At 72.5% G+C, this 14,098-nt stretch carries 11 protein-coding genes and 1 pseudogene; 7 read left to right on the plus strand and 5 right to left on the minus strand.

Annotated features, from left to right (window positions below):
- Window positions 1-397 precede the first annotated feature (397 nt).
- Window positions 398-1,507 (plus strand): cellulose binding domain-containing protein, encoded by a 1,110-nt coding sequence (locus tag C6361_RS21765; protein WP_107268829.1) that lies wholly within the window; start codon window positions 398-400, stop codon window positions 1,505-1,507.
- Window positions 1,508-1,623: 116 nt separating this feature from the next.
- On the opposite strand, the gene C6361_RS21770 is transcribed toward C6361_RS21765, so the two are convergent.
- Window positions 1,624-2,151, minus strand: coding sequence for a DinB family protein (locus C6361_RS21770; protein ID WP_107258881.1), 528 nt, complete (start codon window positions 2,149-2,151; stop codon window positions 1,624-1,626).
- A 320-nt stretch (window positions 2,152-2,471) separates the two neighbouring features.
- On the opposite strand from C6361_RS21770, the gene C6361_RS21775 reads away from it, so the two are divergent.
- Complete coding sequence (locus C6361_RS21775; RefSeq protein WP_107268830.1) at window positions 2,472-3,053, plus strand: dihydrofolate reductase family protein; 582 nt, start codon at window positions 2,472-2,474, stop codon at window positions 3,051-3,053.
- A 200-nt stretch (window positions 3,054-3,253) separates the two neighbouring features.
- Window positions 3,254-4,996 (plus strand): substrate-binding domain-containing protein, encoded by a 1,743-nt coding sequence (locus C6361_RS21780; protein WP_234358938.1) that lies wholly within the window; start codon window positions 3,254-3,256, stop codon window positions 4,994-4,996.
- Window positions 4,997-5,032: 36 nt separating this feature from the next.
- Here C6361_RS21780 and cphA read toward each other — a convergent pair whose 3' ends face one another.
- The 3 genes from cphA to C6361_RS21795 form a co-directional block, all read right to left on the minus strand.
- A complete protein-coding gene (gene cphA, locus C6361_RS21785; RefSeq protein ID WP_234358939.1) occupies window positions 5,033-7,738 on the minus strand; it encodes a cyanophycin synthetase in 2,706 nt (901 codons plus the stop codon).
- A 24-nt stretch (window positions 7,739-7,762) separates the two neighbouring features.
- Window positions 7,763-8,602, minus strand: coding sequence for a cyanophycinase (locus C6361_RS21790; protein WP_107268832.1), 840 nt, complete (start codon window positions 8,600-8,602; stop codon window positions 7,763-7,765).
- A 279-nt stretch (window positions 8,603-8,881) separates the two neighbouring features.
- Window positions 8,882-9,502, minus strand: a complete 621-nt coding sequence (locus C6361_RS21795) for an ABATE domain-containing protein (RefSeq protein ID WP_159079416.1) — start codon at window positions 9,500-9,502, stop codon at window positions 8,882-8,884.
- A gap of 91 nt (window positions 9,503-9,593) precedes the next feature.
- On the opposite strand from C6361_RS21795, the gene C6361_RS21800 reads away from it, so the two are divergent.
- The 3 genes from C6361_RS21800 to C6361_RS21810 all read left to right on the plus strand — a co-directional run bounded on the left by C6361_RS21800 (window position 9,594) and on the right by C6361_RS21810 (window position 12,770).
- A complete protein-coding gene (locus C6361_RS21800) occupies window positions 9,594-10,826 on the plus strand; it encodes an MFS transporter (protein WP_107268834.1) in 1,233 nt (410 codons plus the stop codon).
- A 158-nt stretch (window positions 10,827-10,984) separates the two neighbouring features.
- Window positions 10,985-12,097: a serine hydrolase gene (locus C6361_RS21805; RefSeq protein ID WP_107268835.1), complete on the plus strand. Its 1,113-nt coding sequence runs from the start codon at window positions 10,985-10,987 to the stop codon at window positions 12,095-12,097.
- A 115-nt stretch (window positions 12,098-12,212) separates the two neighbouring features.
- Entirely contained in the window at window positions 12,213-12,770 is a 558-nt protein-coding gene (locus C6361_RS21810) for an N-acetyltransferase (RefSeq protein ID WP_199853041.1), read from the plus strand.
- Here C6361_RS21810 and C6361_RS38275 read toward each other — a convergent pair.
- Window positions 12,758-13,057, minus strand: a pseudogene (locus C6361_RS38275) (DUF6010 family protein); the annotation flags it as partial. The gene C6361_RS21810 and the pseudogene C6361_RS38275 sit on opposite strands and share 13 nt — an antisense overlap.
- A gap of 83 nt (window positions 13,058-13,140) precedes the next feature.
- On the opposite strand from C6361_RS38275, the gene C6361_RS21820 reads away from it, so the two are divergent.
- A complete protein-coding gene (locus tag C6361_RS21820; protein ID WP_107268836.1) occupies window positions 13,141-14,094 on the plus strand; it encodes a GlxA family transcriptional regulator in 954 nt (317 codons plus the stop codon).
- The last annotated feature ends 4 nt before the right edge of the window (window positions 14,095-14,098 follow it).

Consider the following 14,098-nt stretch of genomic DNA (forward strand, 5'->3'; position numbering starts at 1 on the left):
GCCTTTTGTGTTTCTCGGCCTTTTGTCGTTTCTCGGTCGCTGAAGAATCGCGTCGATCGCGGTGGTCCCGAAATGGTCGACCGTCGCGATGCGCTGACGAAAATGCGATGTGCTGCCGGAAACGGCGCCGGGCGGCGGGCCAACCCGTCACCCGTCCGGTCGGATGACGGTGCGCGGAATGAACCGGCCACCGCCGGGCTGGCTGGCCCGGCGGTGGCCGAACGGGTCCGGGAGCAGCTACCCGCGCGGCGGTCGCCCCTGCCTGGCCGGTCGCGGGAGACATCGACGACTGTCGTAATCGCGACCGGGGTGGCAGGATGAGTTAGTTGGGGTGTCCAACTAAAACTCGCGGTACGTGTCGCCGGTCCGGGCGACCCGGGACGACCAGGAGGTGCGTATGAGATCCACCCGCCTGCGCGGGAACCTGCGACGACGGCTGCGCGCCGGCCTCGCGGTGGCCGCCACCCTGCTGCTGGGCGTCGGCCTCACGGCGGTGCTGACCGCGCCGGCCAGTGCCGCCGTCGGCTGCCGGGTGAACTACACCGTCAACCAGTGGCAGGGCGGTTTCAGCGCCAACGTCGCCCTGACCAACCTCGGCGACCCGGTCAACGGGTGGACGCTGGCCTGGAGCTTCGCGAACGGCCAGACGGTCACCCAGGGCTGGGGCGGCCAGTTCAGCCAGAGCGGCGCCCGGGTGACGGTGACGAACACGTCGTGGAACGCCGAACTGGGCACCAACGCGACCGTCACGCCGGGCTTCAACGGCACCTGGAACGGAACGAACACCACGCCCACCTCGTTCACCCTCAACGGGGTGGCCTGCACCGGCTCGCCCGGCACCGGACAGCCGCCCACCAGCGCCGCCCCCACCCCCACCCCGACCCGCCCCGGGAGCGCCGCCTGGACGTCGTCCGACCAGTGGGGAACGTGGACCAACGGCGGGTACACGCTCTACAACAACATCTGGGGCAGCGGCGCCGGCACCCAGACCATCTGGGCGAACTCGTACAGCAACTGGGGCGTCACCGCCAACCACCCGAACACCGGCGGGGTGAAGTCCTACCCCAACGCCACCCGGAACGTGAACCGGAACCTCAGCGCGATCGGCAGCCTCACCAGCAGCTTCAACGTAACCGTGCCGAGCGGCGGGGCGTACGCGAGCACGTACGACATCTGGGCCAACAACCACGCGTACGAGATCATGCTGTGGATGAACAAGACCGGGCCGGTCGGTCCACTGGGGTCGCTCCAGACCACCGCCTCGGTCGGCGGACACACCTGGCAGATCTACCGAGGCTCCAACGGTGCCAACGAGGTCTTCTCGTTCATCCGCACCAGCAACACCAACTCGGGGACCGTCGACATCCGCGCCGTGCTCAACTGGATTCGCAACGCCGGCTGGTACGGCGACGTCCTGATCGGTGACGTCCAGTTCGGCTACGAGATCACCTCGTCGGCGGGCGGGCTGAACTTCACCACGAACAGTTTCTCGGTGTCGTACAGCTGATTCCGCCAGCCGGTCCGGCGCGCCGCCCGGGAGACGGGCGGCGCGCCACCCCCGGAGTTGTCCTGACGTGGACGGCCTCCGGGGAGCCGGGCGGCTGGCGGGCGGCCTCGGCCCGGTTAGCCCATCGACCTCGCCCCGTCGAGCGACTCCCGAATGATGTCGGCGTGGCCGGCGTGCTGTGCCGTCTCGGCGATGACGTGCTGGAGCACCCGACGGGCACTCCACCGGGCGCCCGGCTCGAACCAGGGCGCGGACGGCAGCTCGTGCGCCGCGTCGAGGTCGGGCAGGCTACGCGCCAGCTCGTCGGTGTGCCGGGCGACCTCCTCGTACTCGGCCAGCAGCCCGGCCAGGGTCTCCCCGGGCAGCATCCGGAACCCGGCGGCGTGCGCCTCGTAGGCGGCCGGATCGTCACCGGTCGGCATCGCCGAGCCACCCTCGACGATGAACCGGGCCCACTGCCGCTCCACCGCCGTGACGTGCTTGATCAGGCCGCCGACGCAGAGTTCGCTGGCCGTGCTGCGGGTGGCCGCCTGCTCGTCGGTGAGCTCGCGGGCGGTGAAGCGCAGGAAAAATCGCGCCTTGCCCAGCGACTCCAGCAGGTCGGCCCGCTCGCCGGTCACGCTCTTCTCCAACGTCGTCGTCATCTCGTCATCCCTCGTCTCGAAGTCGCCCTCGCCGTATTGGCACCCCTGACGTTACGGGCCATAGCGGCCAGTTTTTGACCGCTATTCGGGGCCGGGTCGGAAGTTCCTCCGCGTGGTCCGGTCGGTCGCGCGATCGCGGCGGCGACAGTCGCGCCCGGACGCGACGGGGACCCGGCGGCGGCGCGTACCCGGGTAGGGTCGGGTGCCGTGCGGCAGGTGGAGCACGCGCCCGGGCGCCGGGTCGGCGTCCCACCGCGGCCGGGTCGGTGACAGCACCGAAGACCGAGGACATCCACGCAGCGCAGAGACAGGACTCGAAGATGCGTACGTTGATCTACACCGCCTTCGTCTCGCTCGACGGCGTCGTCGACTCGCCCGGCGGCGGCAGCCAGCACGAGGCCCACCGCAGCGGGGGATGGACCTACCAGGACATCGAGTTCCGGCCCGAGGCGTACGAACTCAAGGGCCGGGAGACCGAGGAGGCGACCGCGCTGATGTTCGGCCGAGCCAGCTACCAGGCGTTCTCGCCGGTGTGGCCGGAGATGGAGGACTTCGCCGCCCTCAGGCAACTGCCGAAGTACGTCGTCTCGACCACGCTCGGCCAGGACGCCCTGGTCGACAACTGGGGCGACATCACGATCCTGCGCTCGCTGGCGGAGGTCGCGAAGGTGAAGGAGACCGAGGGCGGCCCGATCATCATCCACGGCAGTGCCACCCTCGCCCGCAACCTCTCCGACGCCGGCCTGATCGACCGCTATCACCTGCTGGTCTTCCCGGTGCTGCTCGGCGCCGGCAAGCGGATGTTCAGCGACACCGACAAGGAGAAGCAGATGCTGAAGCTGCTCGAGTCGGAGAGCTATGCCAACGGCATCACCAAGCTGGTTTACGACGTCCTGCACTGAGCCGGCCGCACACCGCGCGGGTCGAGACGGGAACCGCCGGCATGGGTACGGCCGGGCGCATCGGACCCCTTTTCGGTACGGTCCGAGGCCGCTTGGCGACACAGGGCGACGGAGCTATTTGAGATCGTATTTTTCCGGCGTTTGGACTGGCGCCACGGGGGCGGATTGTTCAGTATTGGCCAGTGTCTGGCCGCCATCGCATGCGTCGACGTTCTCCGAGGGTTGGTGCCATCGCGGTGGCGGTGGCGGTGGTAGCCGTGATGTCGGGGGTGTCGGTCGGATACCAGCAACTGGCCCGCTCCGGCTGCACCGGACAGGTCACGCTCACGGTCGCGGCCACCCCCGAGATCGCCGGGGCCGTGCGCTCCGCCGTCTCGGCCTGGGACCAGCGGGACACCGATGCCGGCGCCCCCTGCGTGAGGGTCGCGGTCAGCGAGGCCGAGCCGGCCGACGTGGCGGCGGCGCTCGCCGGGACGTACGGGGTCGGGCTGGCCGGGGTGGGCCAGAGCGGTGCCGTGACCGCCGTACCGGACGTCTGGGTGCCCGACTCCTCCACCTGGCTGCTGCGGCTGAGCAGCGCCGCCCCCGGCTTCAGGCCGACCGACGGCGCCTCGATCGCCCGCAGCCCGGTGGTCGTGGCGATGCCCGAGCCGGTCGCCTCGGGCCTTGGCTGGCCCCATGAAACGCCCACCCTGGCCGAGCTGGTGCAGCGGATCACGACCGGCGTCGGGCTGCGCTCCGGCATCGTCGAGCCCACCCGCGACGCCGCGGGACTGTCCGGGCTGATGGCGTTCGGCGCCACGGCGGGCACGGGTGGGGCCGCTGCCCGACGAGCGAGCACCGCGGTGGTGCGGTCGCTGGCGACCAGGCCCTCCGTGCTCCGCGACGACCTGCTGGCCCAGTTTCCCCGGTCGACCGTTGCCGGGGAGGTCAGCTCGGGGCTGAGCCTGGCGGTGCTCTCCGAGGAAGACGTGATCGCCTACAACGCGGACCGCCCGCCGGTGCCACTCGCCGCGCTCTACGTCGATCCGGCGCCGATGCCGCTCGACTACCCGTTCGCGGTGCTGGCCGGCACCGACCCGGCCAAGGCCGCCGCCGCCGACGGGCTCCGGCAGGCCCTGGCCACGGCCCGCTTTCGCAACGACCTCGCCCGCCAGGGCCTGCGCGCCGCCGACGGCACCTGGGGGGCGGGCTTTCCGGCACCGGCCGGCGCGCCGAGCCCGTCGGCCGCACCGGCGTCGGCCGCACCGGGCACCGGGGCGGCGCCGGGCGCCCCGGCCGATCCGGCGGTGGTCGACCGGGCGCTGGCAGCCTGGTCGGCGATCACCGCCCCGGGGCGGATGCTCGCCGCGATCGACGTCTCCGGTTCGATGCGCGATCCGGTGCCGACCGCCGGCGACATCTCCCGGATGCAGGTCACGCTGCTGGCCGCCGAGAACGGTCTGGCACTGTTCAACGACGACTGGGCCGTCGGCCTGTGGACCTTCTCCCGGCAACTGGACGGGGCCCGGGACTACCGCGAACTCGTACCCGTCGGGCCGCTCTCGGCGCAGCGCGGCGCGTTGCGCGACGCGCTGGCGGAGATCACGCCGAAGCGCAACGGCGGCACCGGCCTCTACGACACCGTCCTCGCCGCCTACCGGCAGATGCGAAACGGCTGGCAACCGGGCCGGGTCAACTCGGTGGTCATCCTCACCGACGGCGTCGGCAACGACGACCGGGACGGACTGTCGCTGGAGGCCCTGCTCGGTCAACTGGAGCGGCTCAAGGACGAGAACCGGCCGGTCCAGGTCATCGTCGTGGGCATCGGGGACGCGGTCGACCGGGCCTCGCTCGAACGGATCACCAAGACCACCGGCGGTGGGGTACTGGTCACCGAGGACCCGGCGAAGATCGGTGACGTCTTCCTCAAGGCGATCGCGCTGCGCTCGGCCCCGGGCTGACCCAGCCGCGCTGCGGCCGGCCGTGCCGTCCCGGCGTCAGGTGCCGGCGGTTCGACCCGCCACCGGCGTGAGTTCGGTGAGCCCGTCGGCGGTGACGTCGGGGTCGACCGCCAGCACCGGCGGCGCCGGTACGGCCCCCATCGACCGCAGCAGCGCGAGTACCGGTTCGAGCTTCTCGTAGACGACCAGCACCACGTCACCGGGACGGGCCAGGTCGACCGCCACCTGCAACGCCTCGGCGACGTCGCCCGCCTGCTCGCAGCGCACGCCCGGATTGCGCAGCACGAGTTCCCGGCAGAGCAGTCGCGAGACCTCGCCGGGCGCCCGCCCCCGCAGGTCGGCGTCGGGATAGACCACCACCCGGTCGTAGCCGTCCGCGACCACTCCGGCCGACTCGATCAGCAGGTCGTCGCGGCGGTCCCCGGGCAGGGTCAGCGCGGCGACGCACCGTCGGCGTCCCCACAGCCGGTGCAGGGTCCGGGTGACGGCGGCGATGGCGACCGGATTGTGCGCGTAGTCGACGAACAGGTGTACGTCGCCCAGCCGCAGCAGCAGGCCCCGGCCCGGGTTCACGGTCGCCGGATCGAGGGCGCGCAGTTGCCGGGCCAGTACGGTCGACGGCAGGTCGAGGGCCCGGACCGCCGCGCTCGCCGCCAGAGCGTTCGCGATCACGTGCTCGGCTGCCCCGTCGAACGCGCCGGGCAGGGCCGCGACCGGAATCAGCGGGAGCCGCCGGGCACCGGTCAGCTCGACCAGCCAGCCGTCGTCGGCGACGTAGGCGGTCCCGCCGGCCGCGACATGCCTGCGGACCAGTGGATTGTCGCGGCCCAGGCTGAACCAGAGCAGCCGCTTGTGCGGGGCGCGTACCCGGGCCCGCCCGAGCAGCCCGACCACGAGCGGGTCGTCGGCGTTGAGCACCAGTGCGCCGCCGTCGCGTACCCGCTCGGCGACCAGCGCCTTCACGTGCAGGATGTCCTCGACACTGGTCAGCCCGTCCTGCCCGAGGTGGTCGGCGGTGACGTTGGTGAGCACGCCGACGTCGGTCCAGTCGTACCCGAGGCCCTGCCGGAGGATGCCGCCCCGGGCCGTCTCCAGCACCGCCGCCTCCACCGTCGGGTCCCCGAGCACCGACTGTGCCGAACGCGGGCCGGAGGCGTCCGCGCGCTGCACCAGTCGACCGTCGAGATAGACGCCGTCGGTACAGGTCAGTCCCACCCGCAGCCCGGCACCGGCGAGCAGATGCGCGGCCAGCCGGCTGACCGTGGTCTTGCCGTTGGTGCCGGTGACCGCGATCGTCGGGATGCGTCCGTCGGACCCGTCGGGAAAGAGCGCGTCCACAATGGCCCCGCCGACGTCACGGGGCTGCCCCCGTACCGGTGCCAGGTGCATCCGCAGCCCCGGTACCGCGTTCACCTCGATCACCGCGCCGGTGCCGCCGTCGCCGAGCGGCGGTACCGGCGCCGAGATGTCCGCGAGCCGCAGGTCGACCCCGGCGATGTCGAGACCGACGATCGCCGCGACGCGTTCGCAGAGCCGGACCACGTCCGGATGCAGCCGATCGGTCACGTCGACGCTGCTGCCCCCGGTGGAGAGGTTCGCGGTCTGCCGCAGCCACACCCGGCGCCCGGCCTCCGGTACCGACTCCAGATGCCAGCCCTGCCGCTCCAGCAACCCGGTCACCAGGTCGTCGATCCGCAGCCGGGTCAGCACGTTGTTGTGGCCGTTGCCCCGGTCGGGGTGGGCGTTGCACAGGTCGATCAGTTCCCGCACGCTGTGCCGGCCGTCGCCGACGACGTGCGCCGGGACCCGTTCCGCCGCGGCGACGACCCGCCCGGCGACCACCAGCACCCGGTAGTCCTCCCCGTCGACCTGTCGCTCGACCACGACGTCGCCATCGGCGGCGGCGAAGGCCGCCCGCACGTCCTCGGGCGTCCAGAGTCCGAGGTGGACGTGCTCGCCCTGGTGGCCGTTTCGGGACTTCAGCACCACCGGACCGCCGAGATCGGCGAGGAGTTCCAGCGCCTCGTCCGGCGTGCTCGCCGCGCCGCCGGCCGGAACCGGGATGCCGGAGCGGGCCAGCAGACGTCGGCTCAGCTCCTTGTCACCGGCGATCTCGACACCGGTCGCGCTGGTCCGGTCGCTCATCGCCGCCCAGGCGTGCCTGCGGTGCCGGCCGTGTCCGAGTTGCAGCAGGCTGAGCCGGTCCACCCGCTCCACCGGGATGCCGCGCCGGACCGCCGCCGCGATGATCGACGCCGTACTCGGGCCCGGCATCTCGTCGGCGTGGCGGTCCCGCAGTGCGCTCAGCCGCCGCCCGGGGCGTACCGGCGACCCGGCCAGCAGCTCTTCGACCATGGTGGCGGCGAGTTCGACGAGTTCGCGGGGGACGGTGGAGTCGACCGGTTCGAAGGCGGGACACTCCGTCACGATGTCGTACTGCCCGGCGCTGCCGGCGTAGACGGTACGGCCGAACGGCGCCGACCGGCCGATCAGCTCGGAGAACTCGATCGCGACATGCTCGGTGACGTGACCGAAGTACGTCCCGTCCCGCAGCCGGTCGACGAAACCGCCCGGCGTGCCGGCCGCGCAGTGGTGTTCGGCCAGTCCCGGCAGGGCGTCGAGCAGCCGGTCGACGAAACCGGGGAACTCCCGGCTCTCCCGCTCGGTGAGCCGTCCGAGCCGTACCCGGGCGACCTGGACCGGCCGGTCCAGGTAGACGTTCGGTCCCCGCAAACGGCGCACGCTGACGATCTCCACCCTCGCCCCCTACCGTCCGTGGGCGCCGCCGGCCATGGCGACGATCTGCGGACGCCGGTCGACCAACTCGAACGTGTAGCCGGCCGGCAGTACGTGCAGGCGCGCGCCGGTGAGTGCGATCCGCCGGTCGGGTCCGGTCGGTACCCGGATGTCGTCGGCCGGTCCGGCGTCGATCACCGTCACCGAACCGGCACCGACGACCTCGAACCGGTTCCCCTCGACGATGATGGCGGTGTTCTCGTCGATGCCGAGGCCGAGTTCGTGCGGAAACTGCGCGACCGCGCTGAGCAGGCGGTTGAGTCGGCCGCGTTGCGCGAAGTGCATGTCGATGAGCACCCTGGGCAGGAACTCCATGCCGGGGCCGGTGCGGATGCTGTCGGTGCGGACCTCCACGCCGTCGCCGCCGAGCACCATCGTGCTGGACATCATCGCCGCTCCCGCACTGGTGCCGCCCAGCACCAGGCCGTCCTCGATCCGGGCGTGCAGCAGCGAATCGACGAGTGTTCCACCCAGCAGCGCGGCGATCCGCCACTGGTCGCCACCGGTGAAGAAGACACTCGTCGCGTCGGTGAGCAACTCCACGACCCGGCCGTCGTTGGCCTGTTCCCGGCTCTCCAGCCGGAGCCCGCGAACATCGTCGACGCCGAGGGTCTGGAAGATCTCGCCGTACTCCGCCTCCAGCGGCCCGCCCTCGGTGCTCGCCGTCGCGATCACCGCGATCCTGGCCCGGTCGCCTCCGGACATGTCGACGAAGCGCTCCAGGATGCCGCTGCCCGGCTCACCCGCGCGCTCCCCGCCACCGACGATGACCAGGCGCCGCTCCCGGTGCGCCGGCTCGCAGTCCCGCATCACCGCTCCCTCCGCCGAACGTGCCTACCCTGGTCCGGCTCGTGTCGCGCCCGCACGGGTTACCCGGGACGGCCACCAGGGGCGCCAGGAGGGACGACGGGCCCTCGGTCCGCGGTTACCCGCTGGCAGCAGCGGTAGTCGTGAGCGGGTTGCGGCCCCGGCCGTCCGGCGCTGACCCGGGTCCGGCGGTACGGTCTGGACAGGCGGGCGCATTCGGGACGGTCGTCACCGCGCCGGCCGCCGCGTCGTGGTGCCGGGCCCTCTGGTGCCGGTCGGCGCTCAGCGGGTCGCGCGGGTGCGTCGGGCGGTGACGTAGCGTCGGATCTTCTCGGCGGTTCCGCAGTCGTCCATGCTGCACCAGCGGCGGCTGCGGTTCTTGCTCTCGTCGGTGAAGAGGAAGCGACAGCCGCCGCATCCCTTGATCCGGTCCAGCGTTCCGGTGGTGAGGAGTTGGACCGCCGCGTGCACCACCGGCCGGAGGGGTCGGGCGAGGGTGTTGTCGTCCCGCCAGCTCCAGGTGTAACCGCTGGCGCGTTCGAGTCGTGCGTGGCCGAGCGCGTCCGCCTCGTCGTCGCGGAGCAGGGTCAGCGCGGAACTGCTCGGGCTCCGGTCGGCGGCCAGCGCCCGGAAGATCTCGTCGAGGCAACCGCGGCTGCGCAGTGCGCGCGTGTGGGCGGCCCGGGCGCCGTCCGGATCGGCGCGGGACAGCCGGCCCAGCGCTGCCGCCTCCGCCTCGGTGAGGGCGCCGGCGTACACGCCCCAGGCGACCAGCTCGGGATAGCCCGTGAGTACGTCGTCGTCCGGTGGTCCGTCGGGTGGCCCGGTGCGGGTGTTGACGAAGTCCAGGGCGAGGTTGCCGCCCACCAGGCGTACCCGCCTGACGTCCTCGACTGTTTCCATCGAAACCCACTTTACCAGTTGACCCACCCCGGGAGCGCCACTAGCCTGTTGCCATCGTAATCGATTTAGCTGGTAACAATCGGAGGGTCGGATGGGGAACGGGCGAGCGGTGGGGGCGCTGATCGGCATGTCCGGCGGGACGTTCCTCTACACCACGGCCGAGGCGCTGCCGATCGGGCTGCTCCTCCCGATGGCCGCCGACCTGGCGATCCCACCGGCGCGGGTGGGTGCGCTCGTCACCGCGTACGGCGCGGTGGTGATGGTCGCCTCGGTCCCGTTGACGGCGCTGGTCCGCAGGGTCCCACGCCGATGGCTGCTGTCGGCGCTGCTGGCCGGCTTCGTGGCCAGCAACGCGATCACCGTCTTCGCCGGCACGTTCGCGCTGCTGCTGACGGCCAGGATGGCGACCGCGCTCACCCATGCGCTGTTCTGGGCGGTGGTCGTGCCGGCCGCCGCCGAGCTGTTCCGACCCGGACTGCGCGGGCGGGTCGTCGCGGTCGTCTTTGCCGGCGGCACCGTCGCGCTGGTCCTGGGCGTACCCGCCGGCACCTGGCTGGGCGAACGCGCCGGCTGGCGGGCCTCGTTCCTGGCGGTGTCCGGACTCGGCGCGGTCGTGCTCGTCGTGGTCGCCGCGCTGCTCCCCTCGACGCCGCCCGAAGCGGGCCACGCCGCCCGTGGCGCGACACCCGACGCCCGCCGCTTCTGGCTGCTGGTGGCGGTGGCCGTCCTGGCGACCGCCGGTGCCATCGCCGGCTACACCTACGTCGCCCTCTTCGTCACCGAGGTCAGCGGGTTCTCCGCCTCGGCGGTCGGGGCAGTCCTGCTGGCGCGCGGCGTCGCCAGCGTCTTCGGCATCCTGGTTATCGGAGCGGTGGTGGACCACAGCCCGTGGCTCGCCCTGGTCGCCACCGTGGCGCTGCAATCGGTGGCACTGTTCGGGCTCCACACGTCCGGCCATCGCCCGACGGTCGCCGTCGGCCTGCTCGCGCTGGCCGGCCTCGCCTTCGCCGCCTTCACCGCGGCGCTCGGCGGCCTCGTCCTCCAGGTGGCACCCGGGCGCTCCGACCTCGCCGCCGCCACGGTCTCCGCCGCCGTCAACGTCGGCATCACCGGCGGTGCCTTCCTCGGCGGCCTCGTGCTGCCGAGCCACGGCGTGCGGAGCACCATGCTGCTCGGCGCCCTGCTCGGCGTCGTCGCCCTGCTGCTGGTGCTCGGCGAACGGCTCAGCCGGCCCGGGGCCGACCCCGGTCGCCCCGCGCCAGTGCCGCACCGGTCGCGGCCCGACCAGGCGCCCGCGTCGTCGATCGGCCGTCGCGCCTCCTGACGGCCGGTCCACGGGTGTTCGGCGCCGGGCGGGCCTCGTCCTGGCCGCGCCGCGCGGAGCGGTCACCCCGGCTCGGCTCCGGGGGAGAACCAGGGGCTTCCCGGATGTCTCCGGAGACCCCGCCTCGGCAGGCTCGTCGGTGACGAAGAGGGGGGCGGATGAGTCGAGTGCTTCGGTCGCTGGTGACCGCGACAACCGTACTGGTGGCGGTCGCGGTCGCGCCCGCCGCCACCGCCGCACCGGCGGCGGGGGAGCGCGGCGGGTTGCAGAGACGGCTGGACGACGTGGTGGCCGCGGGCGCGGTGGGCGCGCTGGCGGAGGTACGGGCCGGACACCGCGTGTGGCGGGGCGGCAGCGGCCTCGCCGCACTGGGTACGACCCGGACGGTCCCGGTCGACGGCCGGTTCCGGGCGGGCAGCATCACCAAGACCCTCCTCGCCACCGTCGTCCTGCAACTCGTCGACGAGGGTTGGCTGCGGCTGGACGACACGGTGCGGCAGTGGCTGCCCGGAGTCGTCCCGGAGGATCACGCCGGCACCGTGCGCCAGCTGCTCGACCACACCAGCGGGCTGTACGACTACCTGCGTACGCTGCCGTTGCCGCCGGACCCGGAGTTCGGGCAGAACCGGTGGCGGAGCTGGGATCCGGCCGAGCTCGTCGCCCGGGCGATGGTGCACCCGCCGACCTTCGAGCCGCCGGGTTCGGCTTTCGGATACTCGAACACCGGCTACCTCCTGCTCGGCCAGATCGTCGAGGCGGTGACCGGGCAGTCGTACGGTACGGAGATCGAACGCCGGATCATCGAACCGTTGCGGTTGCGCGGTACGGAGATGCCGGGGACGTCGCCGTGGATCCGCGGGCCGCACCCACGCGGTTACGTGCCGCTGGAGCGCGACGGGATCGAACTGCTCGACTACACCGAGATGAACCCGTCGGTGATGGGCGCCGGAGGCGAACTGATCTCCACGACCAGGGACCTCAACCGGTTCTTCGCCGCCCTGTTCGACGGTCGACTCCTGCCGGACCACCTGCTCGACGAGATGATGACCCCGGGTACCGACGGCAGGATGTACGGGCTCGGGCTGGCCTGGCGGGACACCTCCTGCGGGGTACGTGTCTACGGCAACGACGGCGACGCCCTGGCCTACCAGTCCTGGTCGTTCTCCACATTGGACCTGCGCCGTCAGGTCACGATCGCGCTGACGCCCGAGTTCCCCGGTGACGTCGACGACGCCGTCGACGCGTTCCTGGACCAGGCCGTCTGCGCCTGACCGGTCGGCGTCGGCCTCGGCGCGGCTACCCTGCCGTGCTGCCGTTGGGCCGGCTTCCCGGAAAGATCGGCTCGACACCGGATGCTCCGCTGCCAGGATGACGCAGGATGTGAGGATGACCCTGATCTCCGTCGGGCGCGACGACCCCGAGCTGGCGACGCTCCTCTCCGCCGAGCTGGAGGCGCTCAACCGGGCCGCCATCGTCTCGGACGACGAGCTGCCGTTCGCCGTCCGGCTCACCGACGACGCCGGTGCCCTGCTCGGCGGAATCACCGGCTGGACCTGGGGCGGCTGCGGCGGGATCACCTCGCTCTGGCTGGCGGTGGAAGAGCGCGGAAAGGGGCTCGGCGGACGACTGCTGGCCGCCGCCGAGGACGAGATCCGGCGGCGTGGCTGCGACCGCGTCGTGGTCGCCACCATGTCCTTCCAGGCACCCGACTTCTACCGCCGGCACGGCTACCGGGAGGTCGGCCGTACGCCGGAGATGCCGGACGGGACCGCGAAGCACCACTTTCACAAGCGGCTGGACGCCGACTCCCCGGATTCCCGCCGACCGGGCCGGAGCGTGCCGGAGAGCCACGCCCGGCCGTACCCCCAGAGGGAAGGGCCGCCCGCGAGGCACCAGATCGCGATCACCGGGTCGCAGATCGCACAGCCGAACGAGGAGTCGTGAGCCGACGGGATGATCGGCTCGCCGCGCAGGTGGTGCACGATGTCCCAGCCGGTGTGCAGTAGCCAGGCGGCGCCGATGAACCTCCACGACTCCAGCCCGCGATAGGCCAGGTAGGTGAGCACGGCGGTGAAGGCGAACTCCCCGATCCCCAGTCCGCCGCCGCTGAGGTAGGCCGCGCCCGCTCCGGCGACGACGACCGCGTTGAAACGGCGGCGCTGCGGCTCGGCGATCAGGGAGTTCAGCAGGACGTAGAGAACACCGATGCACAGCGGTACGACGACGGTCATGGGCACCGAACGTAGCCGGGCCGGTCGGCTGGCGGCAGTGGCTGCCGAGACAGCCACCGACGGGTTCGCGCCAGAATGGGCGGATGCATCGCGTCGTGATCCTCGCCTTCGACGGCGTGGTTCCGTTCGACCTCTCCGTGCCGATCGAGGTCTTCGGCCGGGCCCGGTTGGCCGACGGCGGCCCGGCGTACCAGGTGCGGGTCTGCGCGGACGCCGCCGAGGTCCGGGCCGGACCGGTCGCCATCCGCGTGCCGGACGGGTTGGCCGCGCTGGCCGAGGCCGACACGGTCGTCGTCCCCGGTGTCGCCGACGTGGACGCCCCGATCCCGCCCGGACTGGTCGCGGCGCTCACCGCCGCGACCGGCCGGGTGGTCTCGATCTGTACCGGCGCCTTCCTGCTGGCCGCCGCCGGCCTGCTCGACGGCCGTCGCGCCACCACGCACTGGGCCGCCGCCACCGAACTGGCTCGCCGGTACCCCGCCGTGGAGGTCGACCCGGAGGTGCTCTTCGTCGACGACGGGTCGGTGCTGACCTCGGCGGGTGCCGCCGCCGGACTGGACCTCTGCCTGCACCTGGTACGCCGGGATCACGGCGCCGCGGTGGCCGCGCAGACCGCCCGAAGCTCGGTCATGCCGCTCGAACGGGCCGGTGGCCAGGCGCAGTTCATCGCACACGAGCCACCCGCCCCGACCGGCATCTCCCTCCAGCCCCTGCTCGGCTGGCTGACCGACAACCTGCACGCCCCGCTGACCCTGGCCGCCATCGCCGAGCGGGCGTCGATGAGTACCCGCTCGTTGAGCCGGCACTTCCGCGACCAGACCGGCACCACCCCGATGCAGTGGCTCAACCGGCAGCGGGTCCGGCACGCGCAGCTTCTGCTGGAGACCGGCGACCAGCCGGTGGAACGGGTCGGCGAGCTGGCCGGGTTCGCCTCGGCGACGGCGTTCCGGGAACGGTTCCGGCAGGTCGTCGGGGTGAGTCCGGGCCAGTACCGCCGGTCGTTCACCTCGGCGGCGCGGCCCGCCGGCACGCCCTGACCGT

Origin of the sequence: Plantactinospora sp. BC1, from assembly GCF_003030345.1 — a bacterium.
In the GTDB taxonomy this organism is placed as follows: Bacteria; Actinomycetota; Actinomycetes; order Mycobacteriales; family Micromonosporaceae; genus Plantactinospora.